This window comes from Azohydromonas lata NBRC 102462, from assembly GCF_001571085.1.
In the GTDB taxonomy this organism is placed as follows: Bacteria; Pseudomonadota; Gammaproteobacteria; order Burkholderiales; family Burkholderiaceae_C; genus Azohydromonas; species Azohydromonas lata.
On sequence record NZ_BCTC01000133.1, the window covers coordinates 1 to 15773 of the forward strand.

Annotated in this window: 16 protein-coding genes; 13 read left to right on the top strand and 3 right to left on the bottom strand. The window is 68.4% G+C overall.

Features of this window, described 5'->3' with window-relative positions; genetic code table 11:
* Nucleotides 1–197 precede the first annotated feature (197 nt).
* Nucleotides 198–1064 carry a VOC family protein gene (locus tag ALA01S_RS27220; protein ID WP_066342427.1) on the bottom strand — a complete coding sequence of 289 codons (867 nt, stop codon included), beginning with the start codon at nt 1062–1064 and terminating at the stop codon, nt 198–200.
* Nucleotides 1065–1145: 81 nt separating this feature from the next.
* Nucleotides 1146–2093 carry a LysR family transcriptional regulator gene (locus tag ALA01S_RS27225; RefSeq protein WP_066342428.1) on the bottom strand — a complete coding sequence of 316 codons (948 nt, stop codon included), beginning with the start codon at nt 2091–2093 and terminating at the stop codon, nt 1146–1148.
* 136 nt (nt 2094–2229) lie between these two features.
* On the opposite strand from ALA01S_RS27225, the gene ALA01S_RS27230 reads away from it, so the two are divergent.
* The 7 genes from ALA01S_RS27230 (at nt 2230) to aroQ (ending at nt 7896) form a co-directional block, all read left to right on the top strand.
* Entirely contained in the window at nt 2230–3159 is a 930-nt protein-coding gene (locus ALA01S_RS27230; protein WP_066342429.1) for a ketopantoate reductase family protein, read from the top strand.
* A 20-nt stretch (nt 3160–3179) separates the two neighbouring features.
* Complete coding sequence (locus ALA01S_RS27235) at nt 3180–3566, top strand: VOC family protein (RefSeq protein WP_066342416.1); 387 nt, start codon at nt 3180–3182, stop codon at nt 3564–3566.
* A gap of 47 nt (nt 3567–3613) precedes the next feature.
* Nucleotides 3614–4090, top strand: coding sequence for a MaoC family dehydratase (locus tag ALA01S_RS27240; protein WP_066342417.1), 477 nt, complete (start codon nt 3614–3616; stop codon nt 4088–4090).
* Nucleotides 4091–4130: 40 nt separating this feature from the next.
* Nucleotides 4131–5387, top strand: coding sequence for a CaiB/BaiF CoA transferase family protein (locus tag ALA01S_RS27245; protein WP_066342418.1), 1257 nt, complete (start codon nt 4131–4133; stop codon nt 5385–5387).
* A 12-nt stretch (nt 5388–5399) separates the two neighbouring features.
* A complete protein-coding gene (gene aroE, locus ALA01S_RS27250) occupies nt 5400–6221 on the top strand; it encodes a shikimate dehydrogenase (RefSeq protein WP_066342419.1) in 822 nt (273 codons plus the stop codon).
* A gap of 127 nt (nt 6222–6348) precedes the next feature.
* On the top strand, nt 6349–7356 hold the full coding sequence (locus ALA01S_RS27255; protein WP_066342420.1) for a TRAP transporter substrate-binding protein: 1008 nt from the start codon (nt 6349–6351) through the stop codon (nt 7354–7356).
* Between the two features lie 111 nt (nt 7357–7467).
* Complete coding sequence (aroQ, locus tag ALA01S_RS27260; protein WP_373863014.1) at nt 7468–7896, top strand: type II 3-dehydroquinate dehydratase; 429 nt, start codon at nt 7468–7470, stop codon at nt 7894–7896.
* 43 nt (nt 7897–7939) lie between these two features.
* Here the strand turns inward: aroQ and ALA01S_RS27265 are convergent, their stop codons facing one another.
* The gene (locus ALA01S_RS27265; protein WP_066342422.1) at nt 7940–8821 is read right to left on the bottom strand and encodes a LysR substrate-binding domain-containing protein; all 882 of its coding nucleotides are present in this window, start codon (nt 8819–8821) and stop codon (nt 7940–7942) included.
* A gap of 183 nt (nt 8822–9004) precedes the next feature.
* On the opposite strand from ALA01S_RS27265, the gene ALA01S_RS27270 reads away from it, so the two are divergent.
* From ALA01S_RS27270 to ALA01S_RS27295, 6 genes are read left to right on the top strand one after another with little or no spacing between them, the layout of a single operon-like run.
* Entirely contained in the window at nt 9005–10282 is a 1278-nt protein-coding gene (locus ALA01S_RS27270; RefSeq protein WP_066342423.1) for a ribulose-bisphosphate carboxylase large subunit family protein, read from the top strand.
* A 10-nt stretch (nt 10283–10292) separates the two neighbouring features.
* Entirely contained in the window at nt 10293–11711 is a 1419-nt protein-coding gene (locus ALA01S_RS27275; RefSeq protein ID WP_066342430.1) for a four-carbon acid sugar kinase family protein, read from the top strand.
* A gap of 43 nt (nt 11712–11754) precedes the next feature.
* Entirely contained in the window at nt 11755–12528 is a 774-nt protein-coding gene (locus tag ALA01S_RS27280; protein WP_066342424.1) for an SDR family NAD(P)-dependent oxidoreductase, read from the top strand.
* Between the two features lie 23 nt (nt 12529–12551).
* Nucleotides 12552–13574, top strand: coding sequence for a TRAP transporter substrate-binding protein (locus ALA01S_RS27285; protein ID WP_066342425.1), 1023 nt, complete (start codon nt 12552–12554; stop codon nt 13572–13574).
* A 37-nt stretch (nt 13575–13611) separates the two neighbouring features.
* Nucleotides 13612–15030, top strand: coding sequence for a pyruvate kinase (gene pyk / locus ALA01S_RS27290; RefSeq protein WP_066342426.1), 1419 nt, complete (start codon nt 13612–13614; stop codon nt 15028–15030).
* Nucleotides 15031–15071: 41 nt separating this feature from the next.
* On the top strand, nt 15072–15659 hold the full coding sequence (locus tag ALA01S_RS27295; RefSeq protein ID WP_174548663.1) for a TRAP transporter small permease: 588 nt from the start codon (nt 15072–15074) through the stop codon (nt 15657–15659).
* The last annotated feature ends 114 nt before the right edge of the window (nt 15660–15773 follow it).

Consider the following 15773-nt stretch of genomic DNA (forward strand, 5'->3'; position numbering starts at 1 on the left):
TTGCAGCTCGTGGAGCCGCGCCGCTGTGTGGACCCGATGTTGTCGCCGCTGCTGGCGGGCAGCGTTGAAACTGCCAAGGGACAGGCTGTGCTGGCCTGAGCCAGCCGGATTCCAAGGCTCGTAGGAGGCCCGCGGCCTCGACGGTGCGAGGCGAGCCGGCAGCCACAAGAAGTTGTGGCTGAGTGTTCGCTTTGCCTTCAACCTGCCGGCAATTCATCCTCGCCCGGCCGGTAGGCCGCCTGGACCTGGCCGGGGTTGCGGTTGACGAGGCGGCGGCCATAGAGCGGGTGGGCGAGGTCGCGCATCTCGTGCTCCAACTGGTACAGCAGCCGGCCATCAGCGGGATCGACCAGGTCCACGAAGCGCCAGTCGCCGGGCCCGCGGTCACGCCGCACCAGGCCGAGCGCCTGCAGGCGGCGGTGGGCCGGCTCGGCGCCGTCCAGGTAGACCTGGATGTGATGCCCGTCGTAGGGCGGCAAGGGCGCGGCCGTTTCGGCAAAGCGCAAGGACTGTCCGTTGGCCAGCTTCACCAGTGCCATGGGCGCGCCTTGCTGCGTCGCCCGTACCTCGGCCGGTGCGCCCAGACCGTCGGCATAAAAGCGTGCGATGCCTTCGGCCGTGCCCGCCGGCACGTCGAACTCAACGTAGGCGATGCCCGGCAGCGTCTGCTGCGGCGCCCCGGCGTGGACGATGAACGTGTTGCCCCACGGGCAGCGCAGCTCCAGCGTGTCGTCTACGGTCCGCAGCTCGAACTCGGTGTGCGCCAGAGCGGAGCGCAAGGGCTCCAGGCGGGCCGGCAGTTGCCGCAGCCACGGCACCGTCAGGCCGATGCGTCCGCGCAGGCGCTGCGGCGCCCGCGTGGGCAGGTGCATCTGCGTGCGGCCCACGTTGATCCACATGTTGTCGAGGCCCACCATGAGGAACGGGTCGCGTGTGAAGCCCAGGCCCACGACGTAGAAGAGCGTGGCGAGCTGCTGGTCCGGCTGCGTCAGGTTCACGTGCTCCAGCAGGACCAGCGGGCTGGCGCAGGGAGACAGCAACGGGGGCAACGGGGTGTGGGTCATGGCATTCACGAAATGGGTGTTGAAGCGGTTTGTGGCCAGCCACGGGCCGGGGGTGATGAAAGCCGGCAATGCTGGCCGCCCTTACTTGCCCGGACGGGCCGTGCCCTTGCGATCTGCGCCTTCCCGCATGAACAGCGCCGCGCACACGCCGCGCAGCCAGCGGTTGGCCGCATCGTGGTGGAAGCGGGCGTGCCAGTGCTGCTTGACCTCGAAGCCCGGTAGGGGCAGCGGGCATTTGAGCACCAGCAGGTCGGCCGTGCGCGCCAGGGTCTCGCCGATGTGGCGCGGCAGCGTGGCCACGAGGTCCGTGGTGGAGACGATGGCCGGCAGCCCCAGGAAGCCCGGCAGCTCCAGGTGCACGTCGCGCGTGATCTGGCGCTCCTTGAGCACGGCCGCCAGCAACTGGTAGCCGGTGCCCGCGGCGATGGCCACGTGCGGCTCGGCCTCGTAGCGGCGCAGCGTGAGCCGCCCGTCGGCCAGCCGCGGATGGCGGCGGTTGGCCAGGCACACCCAGTCCTGCGCGAAGAGCGTCTGCTGGTAGAAGCCCGCCTCCAGGCCCGGCACCAGGCCGATGGCCAGGTCGGCATCGCCCGCCTCCAGGGCGCGAGCGGTGTCGGCGTCTATGCGCGCGGCCTCCAGCCGCACGCCCGGCGCCACGGCCCGCACGTGGGCCAGCATCTGCGGCAGCAGCGTGACGTGGCTGGCGTCGGTCATGCAGATGCGAAAGCGCCGCTTGGCCTGCGCCGGGTCGAAGTCCGGCGCGGTCTCGGCCAGGCGCCGCACGCAGGCCAGCGCGTCGCGCACGGTGCCTATGAGCGCTTGCGCGCGCGGCGTGGGCTGCATGCCCGCGGGTGTGCGGACGAACAGCGGGTCGTGCAGCAGCTCGCGCAGCCGCGCCAGCCAGATGCTCACCGTGGGCTGGCTTTGCCCAAGCTGCTCGGCGGCGCGCGTGACGCTGCCCGTGGCATACAGCAGCTCGAACAGGCGCAGCAGCTTGAGGTCGGGCAGCGGGATGTCTTCGGTGCTCATGGCCATGCTTCATTGCGTGAGGCAATGAAGTGTATTGCCGGCATTGCATAGCCAACAGCTGGGCGCCTGCCTATCGTCACGCCCCATGCGCCGCCGAGAGGTGGCAGTTGGCGGCATCAAGCGGCGAGGTATGAGCTTGAAGATTTGTGTATTGGGCGCGGGCGCCCTGGGATGTGCCATCGGTGGGGTGCTGGCCGAAAGCGGCTGCGAGGTCACGCTGGTGACGCGCAATGCCGCCCATGTGGACGCCATGAACCGCGAGGGCTTGTGCCTGGTCGAGGACGGCGTGGAGCGCCGCGTGAGGGTTCACGCCGCCACGGACACCGCCGCCCTGGAGCCCATGGACCTGGTCATCGTGCTGGTGAAGTCCTTCGACACCCGGCGCGCGATGGCGATGGCGTCCGCCGTCGTCGGCCCCGACACGGTGGTGATGTCGCTGCAAAACGGCCTGGGGCATGAGGACGAGCTCATCGCCGCCGTGGGCCGCCAGCGCGTGATGGCCGGCAAGACCTACGTGGGCGGCGTGCTGCTGGCGCCGGGCCAGGTGCGCATAGGCGTCAAGGACAAGGAAACGCTCATAGGCGAACTGGACGGCACGCTGAGCTTTCGCGCCCAGGCGGTGGCCAAGGCTTTCGAGTCGGCCGGGCTGCGCTGCGTCGTCAGCGACAACATCCTCGGCACGATGTGGGACAAGCTGCTGGTCAACGTGGCCACCGGCGCGCTGGCCGGCATCACGGGCCTGACCTATGGCGACCTCTACGCCGTGCCGGAGATCGAGCAGACCGCCCTGGCCGCCGTGGCCGAGGCCATGGCCGTGGCGCAGGCGCAGGGCGTGCAGCTCTCCATGACCGACCCGCGCCAGCCCTGGCTCAAGGCCAGCGCCGGGCTGCCGCCGCAGTTCAAGACCTCGATGCTGCAGAGCCTGGAGAAGGGCTCCGTCACCGAGGTCGATTTCATCAACGGCGCCGTCGTCCGCCAGGGCGAGCGCCTGGGCGTGCCCACGCCCGTCAACCGCACGCTGGTGGCCTGCATCAAGGGCATCGAGCGCCGGCTGCACGCCGCCTGAATCAAACAAGGAGACATCCCATGACGGCAAATACCCGTTCCTACGTCGAGCACGTGGCCGTGCGCGTGAAGGACTTGCAGTGGCACCTGCGTTTCTTTCGCGACGTGCTGGGCATGACGACGCGCATGGTCGATGGCGACCCCGAGGCGCCACGCCAGGTCTGGACGATCGGCGGCATGCAGTTCATCCAGGACCCGGCCTTCGAAGGCCCGGAAGGGCGCCTGGCGCACCTGGGCGTGATGACCAGCGACCTGGAAGCCGCGCTGGAGGCCGCCAAGCCCTTTGGGGTGACGCAAATGCCCCAAGGCCGCAACTGGCTGCGCCTGCCCGACGGGCTGGCGGTGGAAATCCTGCAAGCCACCGGCAACGCCGTGGACGAGGCGCTGGCGGTGGACCCGCGCGCCTGAGGCCGCATCCCTGCCGTGAACCAAGACACCAATCCAAGGAACGAGACATGAGCCACAGCCCCGACCCCGGCACGCCCGAGCTGTACTGGGACGAAGTCCAGGAAGGCGCCGAGTGCACCAGCCCCGAGTACGAGGTGACCGAAGCGCGCGTGATGGCCTACGCCGAGCTGACCGGCGACTTCACGCCCGTGCACACCGACGAGGACTATGCCCGCACCACGCCCTTCGGCACCCGCGTCGCGCATGGCCTGTTTGGCCTGTCCATTGCGGACGGCCTGAAGACCCGCAGTGCGCTGCGCTTCCAGCCGGGCATGTCCATGGGCTGGACCTGGGACTTCGCGCTGCCCATCAAGCTCGGCGACAAGGTGCGCGTGAAGTTCCGCGTCGGCACGGCGCGCCGGAGCAAGAGCCGCCCGGGCTGGGGCATCGTGATCCTGCCCTCGGAGCTGATCAACCAGCGCGGCGAGGTGGTCCAGAAGGGCGAGCACCGGCTGATGATCCCGCTGCGCCCGTCCGCGGCCTGATTTCGGCCTGATTGCGACTGCAACGAGCCTGGAGCATTCCATGAGCAACAGTGAAACCTTGCCGCTGGCAGGCATACGCGTCATCGACTACAGCCACTTCCTGGCCGGCCCCTACCTCTCGCGCTGCCTGGCAGCCCTGGGCGCCGAGGTCATCAAGGTCGAGCGCCCAACCACGGGTGACGCGGGGCGCCAGCACGCCTACTTCATCAACGGGCAAAGCGGCTACTACCTGCAGCAGAACATGGGCAAGCAGGGCCTGTGCATCAACCTCAAGGACCCGCGCGGGCTGGAGCTGATGCACAAGCTGGTGGACACGGCCGACGTGTTCGTCGAGAACTACCGCCCCGGCGCGCTGGACAAGCTGGGCCTGGGCTACGAGGCGCTTTCCCGGCGCAACCCGGGGCTGGTGTACTGCTCGGTGTCGGCCTACGGCCACACCGGCCCGGACTCGCATCGGGCCGGCTTCGGCCTGATCGCCGAGGCCAAGAGCGGCATCATGGCCATGGTGGGCAAGCCCGGCGAGGCGCCGCCGCTGCTGCGCATCGCGCTGGGCGACCTCTACACCGGCGCGCACGGCGTGGCCGCGGTCTGCGCGGCGCTGCTGGGGCGCGTCAAGAGCGGCAAGGGCCGGCACATCGACATGGCGCTCTACGACACGCTGGTGTCCATGCACGAGTACGCCATCCAGGGCTACACGCTCTCCGGCGGCCAGGAGGTGCCGGTGCAGACCGGCCACGACCTGCCCACCAGCACGCTCTACGGCGTGTTCACCGCCACCGACGGCTACCTCGTGATCGCGGCGCAGGTCGACGACGCGTGGAAGCGGCTGGCCCGGCTGGTGGGCGGCGAAGCCTTCGCGGCCGACACGCGCTTTCACAGCGCGGCCGGGCGCAACGCGCACCGGCTGGAGATCCTGCCCGTGGTGCGGGCCTGGACCGAGACGCGCAGCGTGGCCGAGTGCCTGGCGGCGCTGGACGCCATAGACGTGCCCTGCGCCAAGGTGCAGCGCATCGACGAAGTGCTGCAGGACCCGCAGATCATCGCCCGCGAGGTCGTCACCGAGCACGAGCACCCGGTGCTGGGCAAAGTCAAACTGCCCAACACGCCGTTCCGCTTCTCGGACTGCGACACCAGGCAGACTGTGCCCGCGCCGCTGATGGGCCAGCACAACCGCGCCATCGCCCAAAGCCTGGGCTACGGCACCGAGGACATCGCCCGCCTAGAGGCCGAGGGCGTGCTCTACGCCGAGGCAGCCGTTGCCGCCGTTGCTGCCGAGGCAGCCATTTCCAAGCTCTGAAGGACGACCGCCATGACCGATCGCTACGCCATCGTCGGCAACCCGGTGGGCTTTTCCAAGTCGCCGCTGATCCACACCGAGTTCGCCCGCCAGAGCGGGCAGGACATCGAGTACACCCGGCTCGAAGCGCCGCTGGGCCGGTTCAAGGAAACGGTGGACGCCTTCCGCGCTGACGGTGCCCGGGGCGTGAACATCACGGCCCCGTTCAAGCTCGATGCCTTTGCCTACGCCACCGAGGTCTCGGAAGCCGCGCGGCTGGCCGGCGCGGCCAACGCGCTGGCCTTCGATGGCGAGCGGGTGCGGGCAGAGAACTTCGACGGCATCGGCCTGGTCAACGACATCCAGCGCAACCTGGGCTTCAGCCTCCAGGGCAAGCGCGTGCTGATGCTGGGCGCGGGCGGTGCCGCCCGCGGGGCGCTGCTGCCCTTCCTGGCCCAGCAGCCGGCGGCGTTCGTGCTGGCCAACCGCACGGCGGCCAAGGCGCAGGCGCTGGCGCAGCAGTGCGGCGATGCCGGCGCCATCCGCGGCTGCGGCCTGCACGATCTGGAAGGTTTGTCCTTCGACATCGTGCTCAACGCCACCTCCGCCAGCCTCGCGGGCGAGCTGCCCGCGGTGCCCGCCAGCGTGTTCAGCCAGGCGCAACTGGCCTACGAGCTGGCCTATGCCAAGGGGCTCACGCCCTTCCTGCGCCTGGCCCAGGGCGCCGGCGTGCAGCGCGTGGCCGACGGCGTCGGCATGCTGGTGGAGCAGGCGGCCGAGGCCTTCCAGTGGTGGCGCGGCGTGCGCCCCGACACGGCAGCGTTGATCCGGCAACTGACGGTGCTGCTCGCCTGACAGCCCGGCGCGGCCGCGCGCTGGCGCCGCCGCGGCTTCAACGCCCCGCCCCTGAAGGGAAGGGCAGGGCAGGCTCACAGCAAGAACAAAGACTTTCCACAAGCGCCCAAACTCAGGAGACAAGCGCATGAAACTCGTCCGCCGCACCTTCGTGGCCGCCGCCGTCGCGGCCCTGCTTCCCGTCGTCGCGCAGGCCGCCGACATCCGTGAGCACGCCATCAAGTTCGCGTTCCAGAACCCGAAGGAGCATCCCCAGGGGCAGGGCGCACAGAAGTTCGCCGACCTGGTGGCGCAGAAGTCCGGCGGCAAGATGCAGGTCAAGCTCTACGCTTCCGGGCAGCTGGGCGGCGACGTGCAGACCGTGTCGGCCCTGCAGGGCGGCACCATCGAAATGACCGTGCTCAACGCCGGCATCCTGCAGTCGCAGGTCAAGGAATTCGCCGTCTACGATTTTCCCTTCCTGTTCAACAGCGCGCAGGAAGCCGATGCCGTGACCGATGGCATGTTCGGCAAGAACCTGTTTGCCAAGCTGGAGCCCAAGGGGCTGGTCGGCCTGAACTACTGGGACCTGGGCTTTCGCAACCTCACCAACAGCAAGCGCCCCATCAACAAGGCCGACGACATCGCGGGGCTGAAGATCCGCGTCATCCAGTCGCCGATCTACGTGGACATCTTCAACGCGCTGGGCGCCAACGCCACGCCCATGCCTTTCCCCGAGGTCTACCCGGCGCTGGAGCAAAAGGCCATAGACGGCCACGAGAACCCGGCCACCGTCATCAAGGCCAACAAGATTTACGAGGTGCAGAAGTACCTCGCGCTCACACGCCACATCTACAACCCGCAGGCGTTGATCGTGTCCAGGAAGTTCTGGGACAAGCTCAATGCCGACGAGCGGGCCGTGATCACCGAAGCCGCTGCCCAGGCCACGACCTACCAGCGCGGCGTCTCGCGCACCCAGGCCGACATCGCCGTCGACGATCTCAAGAAGGCCGGCATGCAGGTGACGGAGCTGCCGCCGGCCGAGATCGCCAAGCTGCGCGACAAGGTCAAGCCCGTGATCGAGAAGCAGACCGCCATCGTCGGCGCCGACACCGTGGCGGCGCTGCAGTCCGAGCTCGCCAAGCTGCGCAAGTAAAGCGTCACCGTGCCAGTGGCCGTCCTCCAGGGCGGCCATTGCAATGCCATCGCAATGCCATTGCAACCTCACTTCCATTTCATTCCTCAGGAGCCCCCCGTGAAAGTGCTCATGCTGCACGGCATCAACCACAACATGTTCGGCAAGCGCGACCCCCAGCAGTACGGCACGGTCACGCTGGCGCAGATCGACGAGCAACTGCGCGCGCTGGGCCGGGAGCTGGGCGCCGACGTCGAGAGCTTCCAGACCAACAGCGAAGGCGAAATGGCCGGGCGCATCCACCAGGCCTATGCGGACGGCGTGGACGCGGTGCTCATCAACGCCGGCGCCTGGACGCACTACAGCTATGGGCTGCGCGACGCGCTGGCCATCCTGAGCTGCCCCATCGTGGAGCTGCACATGTCCAACATCCACGCCCGCGAGCCCTTCCGCCACCACTCCGTGTTCGCCGAGATCGTGCGCGGCCAGATCTGCGGCTTCGGCGTGGACAGCTACCTCCTTGGGCTGCGGGCCGCCGTGTCGGCCGTGAAACTGGCTTGAGCCTGTAGGAGGCCCGCTTGCGGGCCGAATGCCCGCTTCCTGCTCAACGTTCCGACGTGCGCAGCTCCTGCGCCAGCCAATCCACCAGCCTGACCGTGTCCGATCGGCGGTTCAGGTGGGGGGCGACCCAGATGGAAAGCTTGTTGGGTCCGGCCAGGAAGCCCAGCGGGGCCACCAGTGTTCCGCTGTTCAAGTCATCGTGCACCAGCATGCGTGGCACGTTGGCCATCCCGAGGCCGCACTTGGCCGCTTGGATCAGCAGGTAGAAATGATTGAAGGCCTCGGCGATGTGCAATGCCCCGAGGTCGGTGCCGCAGCAGTGGCTCCAGTCGTCCCAGGCCTGGAGACGCGTGCGCGAGACCATCAGCCGCGCACGCGGCAGATCAGCCGGTGAAGCGAGCCGAAGGGTTCGCAGGTAGGCCGGAGAGCACACCGGGCCGATCCACTCCGTGACGGCACTCGTGCGGATGACGTCTTTGGGCGGCTCTATGGTGGACAGGCGGATCGCCACGCTGATGTTGTCGCGCGCGAAGTCCACCGGCCCATAGCCCATGTTGAAGCGCAGCTCGACGTCCGGATTGGCTTCCTGAAAGCGCGAAAGCCGCGGCAGGAGCCAATACATCATGATCGACTCGGAACACGACAGCGTCAGCGGCCCGGGCTTGAGCTGCTCGACGCTGGCCTGAATCAGCTGGAATCCCCGTGAAAGGCCTTCGGCCAGGCGCTGCCCCTCGGCGGTCGTCTCGGTACCGTGTGCGTTGCGCTTGAGCAGCGGCAATCCCAGCGTGTCTTCCAACATCCGCACATGGCGGCTCACCGCGCCGTGCGTCACCGACAACTCCTGTGCCGCGGCGCTGAAGCTGCGCAGCCGGGCCGTCGCCTCGAAGGCGCGCAAGGCATTCAGGGACAAGCGCTCCAGGCCCATGCCGGTTCTCCATGTGAGTGAAAGCGATCTGCGGGTTTATCCGGGTGTTGAGTGAGTTTTTCTCACAGCTGGCGGAAATCATATCGTTTGTCCGCCAGGGGTGCCGTATCTAGTACTCGCTCCATCGAAGCCTTTTCCACCCCGCCCGTTCGTTTCGATCGGACGCAGCAAAAAGCTCACACCATGACGACTCAGACTTCTCCCCGCGCCGAATTCCGTGCTCGCTACCTCGTCGAAAGCGCGGTCCCGTCGGAAAAGGTGGCGCAGGTCATCGCCGGTGAGCAGTCCAGCGGCACCTTCCTGTCGCTGCCCGGCGAAACCGAGCAGCTCAAGGAACGTTCGCGGGCCCGCGTGGTGCGCATCGATCCGCTGCCTCCGGTGCTGGAGCCCACGCTGGCGAGCGCCCACGTGGCGCGCCATGGCAATCCGGCGGTGTTCCACCGTGCCGAGATCGAGATCGCCTTTCCCATCGCCAACGTCGGCGCGAACCTGTCGACGCTGCTGGCCACGGTGGCGGGCAACCTGTTCGAGCTGGGCGAGGTCACGGCGCTGCGGCTGCTCGACCTGGACCTGCCTGCGGACTACGCCGCCCAGTTCCAGGGGCCGGCCTTCGGCATCGAGGGCACGCGGCGCCAGGCCGGCGTCTTCGAGCGCCCGCTGATCGGCACCATCATCAAGCCCAGCATCGGCTTGACACCGCAGCAGACCGCCGAGCTGGCGGACGACCTGTGCACGGCAGGCATCGACTTCATCAAGGACGACGAGCTGATCGCCGACCCGCCCTACGCGCCCTTCGACGAGCGGCTCAAGGCGGTGATGCCGGTGCTGCGCCGCCATGCCGACCGCCTGGGCCGCATGCCGATGTACGCCATCAACATCTCGGGCTCCATCGACGAGATGCTGCGCCGGCACGACGCGGTGCTCGAAGCGGGCGGCACCTGCGTGATGGTCAGCGTCAACTGGGTCGGCTTCGCCGCCGTGGAGCACCTGCGCCGCCACGCGCGGCTGCCCATCCACGGCCATCGCAACGGCTGGGGAGCCTTCACGCGCCATCCGGGCCTGGGCTTCTCGTTCAAGGCCTACCAGAAGCTGTGGCGCCTGGCGGGCGTGGACCAGCTGCACGTCAACGGGCTGCGCAGCAAGTTCTGGGAGGCCGACGAGTCGGTGCTGGAATCGGCCCGCGCCTGCCTCTCGGACTTCGCCGGCCTCAAGCCCTTGATGCCGGTCTTCTCCTCGGGGCAATGGGCCTCGCAGGCGCCGGACATGTACCGCGAGCTGCGCTCGTGCGACCTGATGCACCTGGCCGGCGGCGGCATCATCGGCCACCCGGACGGCATTGCCGCCGGCGTGAACAGCATGCGCGAAGGCTGGGAAGCCGCCATGCAGGGTGTGGAGCTGGAGGCCTACGCCCGCACCCACCCGGCGCTGCGACGGGCGCTGGCGCATTTCGCAGGGCGCTGAGGTGCAGGCCATGTCCGACCAACGCGCTTCCAGGCCGCTGCGCCTGGCCTTCTACGGTGACGACTTCACCGGCTCCACCGACGCGCTGGAGGTCCTGGCCTTCAGCGGGTTGCGTTGCGCGCTGTTCCTGTCGGTGCCGACACCGCAGCAGATGGACGCCCTGGGCGGCTTCGACGCCATCGGCGTGGCCGGCAGCAGCCGCGCCATGACGACCGCGGAGCTGGATGCCCACCTGCCGAGCGTGTTCGCCGGCCTGGCGGCACTGCCCACGCCGCTGGTGCACTACAAGGTCTGCTCGACCTTCGACAGTGCGCCGGCCACCGGCAGCATCGGCCATGTGATGGCGCTGGCGCAGGCGGCCTTCAGCCAGCCGCTCATTCCCATCGTGGCCGCCACGCCGGCCCTTGGGCGCTACTGCCTGTTCGGCCACCTCTTTGCCCGCTCCGGCACTGACGGGCAGGTGTACCGGATTGACCGGCATCCCATCATGAGCGTGCACCCCGTCACGCCCATGCACGAGTCCGATCTGGCCCGGCACCTGGGCCAGCAAACGACGATGCCCATCGGCCACTTGCCGTTGACCCGCTTCGAGGCGGCTGCGGGCGCCTTGGCCGGGCAGCTGGCGGCCATGGCGCCCTCCTTCCAGGCCGTCGTGCTCGACGGCCTGGAGGCCGGGCACTTGACGCAGGCGGGCGAATGCCTGCAACAGATGGCTTCGGCACAGGCTTCGCCACTGTTCGTGGTCGGTGGCTCCGGCGTGGAGTACGGGCTGACCCAGCACTGGCAACAGCAGGACGGACAGGCCGCCCCTGCCAAGGCTGCGGACCGCTACAGCCAGTTTGAAGCGGTCGAGCAGGTGCTGGTGGTCTCCGGCAGTGCGTCACGCCTGAGCGCCACGCAGATCCAGACGGCCGTGGATACAGGTTTCAGGGAGGTGACCATCGACGTACAGGCCTTGAGCCTGGAGTCGCAAGCGGGCGCCGCCGTGCAGCGCCTGGTGCGGGAGGTGCTCGATGTCCTGGCCACCGGTGCCAGTGTCGTGATGCACACCGCCCGCGGTCCCGACGACGCGCGCATCGATGCGCTGATCCAGGCCCTGCAGGCGCAGGGCTACAGCGCCGATGCGGCCCGGCACCACGGCGGCCGCCTGGTCAGCGACCGGCTGGGCGAGGTGGTCGACGCGATCGTGCGTGCGCACCCGTTGCGCCGGCTGGTGCTCTCTGGCGGAGACACCTCCAGCCGCATCACGCAGGTGCTGGCGCCCGATGCCCTGGAAATCAAGGCCCGGCTCGCACCTGGTGCGCCGCTGTGCCGGCTGCTGTCGAACCAGCCGTACCTGCAAGGGCTGGAGCTGGCCCTCAAGGGCGGGCAGATGGGCAGCGCCGACTATTTCGTGAAGGCACTCCGGGGCAGTGGCCTGCCGGCCTGAGCCGCCCCATCACCCCAATTCAATGAAACAGGAGCAAAGCAGCATGCAACAAGCAACTTCCCCGCAGCGCGTGGCCTTCGTCACCGGTGGCGCGATGGGCATCGGCGCCGACGTGTGCCAGCGGCTGGCCGCGGCCGGCATGACGGTCGTGGTGGCCGACCGTGACACGGAAGCGGCCGAGAAGACGGCCGCCGAGCTGCGCGCGCAGGGCTTCCAGGCCGAGGCGCAGGCCATCGACGTGGGCGACGCGGAATCCGTGGCCTGCGCCTTCGCCGCGGTGGAGCAGCGCCACGGCCGCTGCGACGTGCTCGTCAACAGTGCCGGCATCGCCAAGGTGTTCCCGTTCCTGGAGTTCCCGGTGGACAACTTCGTGGCGACGATGAACGTCAACGTCACCGGGGCGTTCCTGTGCTCGCAGCAGGCGGCCCGCCTGATGGTGCGCCACAAGTGGGGGCGCATCGTGAACATCGCCTCGGTGGCCGGCATGCGCGCGGTCGGCACGGGCCGCACGGCTTACGGCACCTCCAAGGGCGCCGTGATCGCGCTGACCCGCCAGATGGCCGTGGAGCTGGCCGAGCATGGCGTGACGGCCAATGCCGTGGCGCCCGGTCCGGTGGACACGCCCATGACGCGCGCGCTGCACACCGACCAGTTCCGCCAGGAGTACTGCAACGCCATTCCCATGAACCGTTACGGCACGACCGGCGAGATCGCCGCGGCCGTGATGTACCTGGTATCCGAAGACGCCGGCTTCACCAGCGGCGTGACCCTGCCTGTGGACGGAGGCTTCCTGGCTTCCGGCGCCCGCGGCCTGTAAACGACAAATCCAAGGAGACAACGATGAACAACGTGAAGCTCAAGACCCTCGCAGCCAGCATGCTGGGCGCGCTGCTCGTGGCCGGCGCCACCGGCGCCATGGCGGCGGACATCAAGGAACGCACCATCAAGTACGCCGTCATCTACGACATCAAGCATCCGCATGGCCTGGGCGCGCAGAAGTTCGCCGACCTCGTGGCCCAGCACAGCGGCAACAAGATCAAGGTCAAGATCTATGCCGGCGGCACGCTGGGCGGCGAGGTGCAGATGCTGTCGGCGATGCAGGGCGGCACGGTGGAGATGTCGGCCGTCGCCTCGTCGCAGCTCGTCGGGATCATCAAGGAGTTCGCGGCGCTGGACCTGCCCTTCCTCTTCAACAACGAAAAGGAAGTGGATGCCGTGATGGACGGCCCCGTGGGCAAGCAGCTGCTGGAGCGGCTGCCCGCCAAGGGACTGGTCGGACTGGCTTGGTTCGAGCACGGTTTCCGCAACCTGACCAACAGCAAGCGCCCGGTGCAAAAGCTTGAGGACATGCAGGGCCTGAAGGTGCGCGTGCAGCAGAACAGCGTGGCCATTGACACGTTCACGGCGCTGGGCACCAACGCCGTGCCGATGCCCTTCCCCGAGCTGTACTCGGCGCTGGAGCAAAAGGCCGTGGACGGCCAGGAGAACCCGTACACCACGGTCGAGAGCTCGAAGCTCTTTGAGGTGCAGAAGTACCTGAGCGTCACCAGGCACAGCTACACACCGCTGCCCCTGCTGATGAGCAAGAAGTTCTGGGACGGCCTGTCCGCCGACGAGAAGAAGATCATCCAGGACGCCGCCACCGAAGCGGCGGTGTATCAGCGCAAGACCAACCGCGAGGTCAACGAAAAATCGCTGCAGGCGCTCAAGGCTGCCGGCATGCAGGTCACGGCCATCGCGCCGGCGGAAATGGAGCGCATCCGCGCCAAGGTCCAGCCCGTGGTGGCCAAGTACAGCGCCCAGGTCGGCGAGACGCTCGTGAAGGAGCTTTTCGGCGAGATCGAGAAGGTGCGCAAGCCGTAAGGCCGCGCGCGTTCAAGCACACCAGAGATCCACTGCAATGCGGCCAAGCAAGCATGCCAAGATCGTCGCCACCCTCGGCCCGGCCAGCGATGACTTCCAGACCATACAGGCCCTTTTCAACGCCGGCGCCGACGTCTTCCGCCTGAACTTCAGCCACGGCAGGCACGAGGACCACCAGCGTCGCCTGGAGATCATTCGCGAGGTCGAACGCCAGGGCGGGCGCCCCATCGGTGTGCTGCTGGACCTGCAGGGCCCCAAGCTGCGCATCGGCACCTTTCCCGGCGGGCCGATACAGCTCGCCGAGGGCCAGGCGTTTCGCCTGGATCTCGATGCCAAGGCGCCGGGCAGTGCCGGCCGGGTGCTGCTGCCTCATCCCGAAATCTTCGCGGCGCTGGAGCCCGGGGCGGAGCTGCTGCTGGACGACGGCCGCGTGCGCCTGCAAGTGGAGCGCTGCGGCGCGGACTTCGCGCAAACGCGCGTGCTCAACGGCGGGCCGCTGTCGGACCGCAAGGGCGTGAACGTGCCCGGCGTGGTGCTGCCGCTCTCGGCGCTCACCGAGAAGGACCGCAAAGACCTGCAGTTCGGCCTGAAGCTGGGTGTGGACTGGGTGGCGCTGTCCTTCGTGCAGCGGCCGCAGGACATCGCCGAGGTCCGTGCCCTGGTGGAGGGCAGGGCCGGCATCGTGGCCAAGCTGGAGAAGCCGGCGGCCATCGCGGCGCTGGACGCCATCGTGGCCGAGACCGACGCCGTGATGGTGGCGCGCGGCGACCTGGGCGTGGAGATGCCCGCTGAAGCCGTGCCCGCGATCCAGAAGCGCATCGTCCATGCCTGCCGCCGCGCGGGCAAGCCGGTGATCGTGGCCACGCAGATGCTCGAATCCATGGTCACTGCCCCGGTGCCCACGCGCGCCGAGGCCTCGGACGTGGCCACCGCCATTTACGAGGGCGCCGACGCGGTGATGCTTTCGGCCGAGTCGGCCAGCGGGCGCTATCCCGTCGAGGCCGTGCGCATGATGAGCCGCATCGTCGGCCACACGGAGGGCGACCCGCACTACCGGGCCGCCATCGACGCCTCGCGCACGGACCCGCCCTCCAATGCGCCGGACGCCATCGGCTTCGCCGTGCGCCACGTGACGGAGCTGCTGCAGGCCGCGGCCACGGTGGCCTACACCAGCGCAGGCTACTCGGCGCTGCGCATGGCGCGCGAGCGGCCCGGCGCCCCGATCATCGGCATGACGCCACGCCTGGCCGTGGCACGGCGCCTGGCGCTGGTGTGGGGTGTGCACGCCGTGCTGTGCCACGACGTGGCCGACATGCCGGAGATCACCGACCTGGCCTGCGTCACCGCGTGCCGCGAAGGCTTCGGCGAGGCGGGACAAACCATCGTCATCTCGGCCGGCATGCCCTTTGGCGTTTCCGGCACCACCAACCTGCTGCGCATTGCTCAGATCCCCTGACAAGCCCGGGATTCCGTACCCACAAATCAAAGGAGACCAACATGGTGTCCAGGTTCCTGGACGGCTACTGCCGTCTGATCGATGCATTGATCGCCCTGGCACTGGCCGTCATGGTCGTGCTGGTGTTCGGCAACGTGGTGCTGCGCTACGCCTTCAACTCCGGCATCACGGTGTCCGAGGAAGTTTCGCGCTGGCTGTTCGTGTGGCTGACCTTCCTGGGTGCGATCGTGGCCCTCAAGGAGCACGGCCACCTGGGTACCGACATGCTGGTCTCGCGCCTGGGCAAGACCGGCAAGAAGGTCTGCCTGGTCATCAGCCAGCTCACGATGCTGTTCGTGACAGGGCTGCTGTTCAGCGGCGCTCTGGCGCAGGCGCAAATCAACCTCGACGTGCAGGCGCCGGTCACCGGTGCGTCGGTGGCGATCTTCTACGGTGCGGGCGTGTTCTTCGCCGTTTCGGCTGCACTGCTGCTGTTGCGTGAGCTCCTGCGCACGCTCACCGGCAAGGTCAGGGACGAAGAGCTCGTCATGGTGCAGGAGTCCGAAGACCTGGCGGCATTGCACGACCTGCACCTGGACGATCCCATGAAGCCCGACGTCCAGCCGCCTCGCGTTGCGCCGCAGCGCTGAGCCCACAAGCCACCGGATAAGGACTTCACCATGACCGTTTTCATCTTCCTGGGCTCGCTGCTGGGCGCCATGGCGCTGGGCATTCCCATCGCGTACTCGCTGCTGGTGTCGGGC

Excerpts from the sequence above, each read along its gene's own strand:
- ALA01S_RS27220 (WP_066342427.1), bottom strand. The coding sequence starts at position 1,064 with ATGACCCACACCCCGTTGCCCCCGTTGCTGTCTCCCTGCGCCAGCCCG.
- ALA01S_RS27225 (WP_066342428.1), bottom strand. The coding sequence starts at position 2,093 with ATGAGCACCGAAGACATCCCGCTGCCCGACCTCAAGCTGCTGCGCCTG.
- ALA01S_RS27235 (WP_066342416.1), top strand. The coding sequence starts at position 3,180 with ATGACGGCAAATACCCGTTCCTACGTCGAGCACGTGGCCGTGCGCGTG.
- ALA01S_RS27240 (WP_066342417.1), top strand. The coding sequence starts at position 3,614 with ATGAGCCACAGCCCCGACCCCGGCACGCCCGAGCTGTACTGGGACGAA.
- ALA01S_RS27245 (WP_066342418.1), top strand. The coding sequence starts at position 4,131 with ATGAGCAACAGTGAAACCTTGCCGCTGGCAGGCATACGCGTCATCGAC.
- aroE (WP_066342419.1), top strand. The coding sequence starts at position 5,400 with ATGACCGATCGCTACGCCATCGTCGGCAACCCGGTGGGCTTTTCCAAG.
- ALA01S_RS27255 (WP_066342420.1), top strand. The coding sequence starts at position 6,349 with ATGAAACTCGTCCGCCGCACCTTCGTGGCCGCCGCCGTCGCGGCCCTG.
- aroQ (WP_373863014.1), top strand. The coding sequence starts at position 7,468 with ATGCTGCACGGCATCAACCACAACATGTTCGGCAAGCGCGACCCCCAG.
- ALA01S_RS27265 (WP_066342422.1), bottom strand. The coding sequence starts at position 8,821 with ATGGGCCTGGAGCGCTTGTCCCTGAATGCCTTGCGCGCCTTCGAGGCG.
- ALA01S_RS27270 (WP_066342423.1), top strand. The coding sequence starts at position 9,005 with ATGACGACTCAGACTTCTCCCCGCGCCGAATTCCGTGCTCGCTACCTC.
- ALA01S_RS27275 (WP_066342430.1), top strand. The coding sequence starts at position 10,293 with ATGTCCGACCAACGCGCTTCCAGGCCGCTGCGCCTGGCCTTCTACGGT.
- ALA01S_RS27280 (WP_066342424.1), top strand. The coding sequence starts at position 11,755 with ATGCAACAAGCAACTTCCCCGCAGCGCGTGGCCTTCGTCACCGGTGGC.
- ALA01S_RS27285 (WP_066342425.1), top strand. The coding sequence starts at position 12,552 with ATGAACAACGTGAAGCTCAAGACCCTCGCAGCCAGCATGCTGGGCGCG.
- pyk (WP_066342426.1), top strand. The coding sequence starts at position 13,612 with ATGCGGCCAAGCAAGCATGCCAAGATCGTCGCCACCCTCGGCCCGGCC.
- ALA01S_RS27295 (WP_174548663.1), top strand. The coding sequence starts at position 15,072 with ATGGTGTCCAGGTTCCTGGACGGCTACTGCCGTCTGATCGATGCATTG.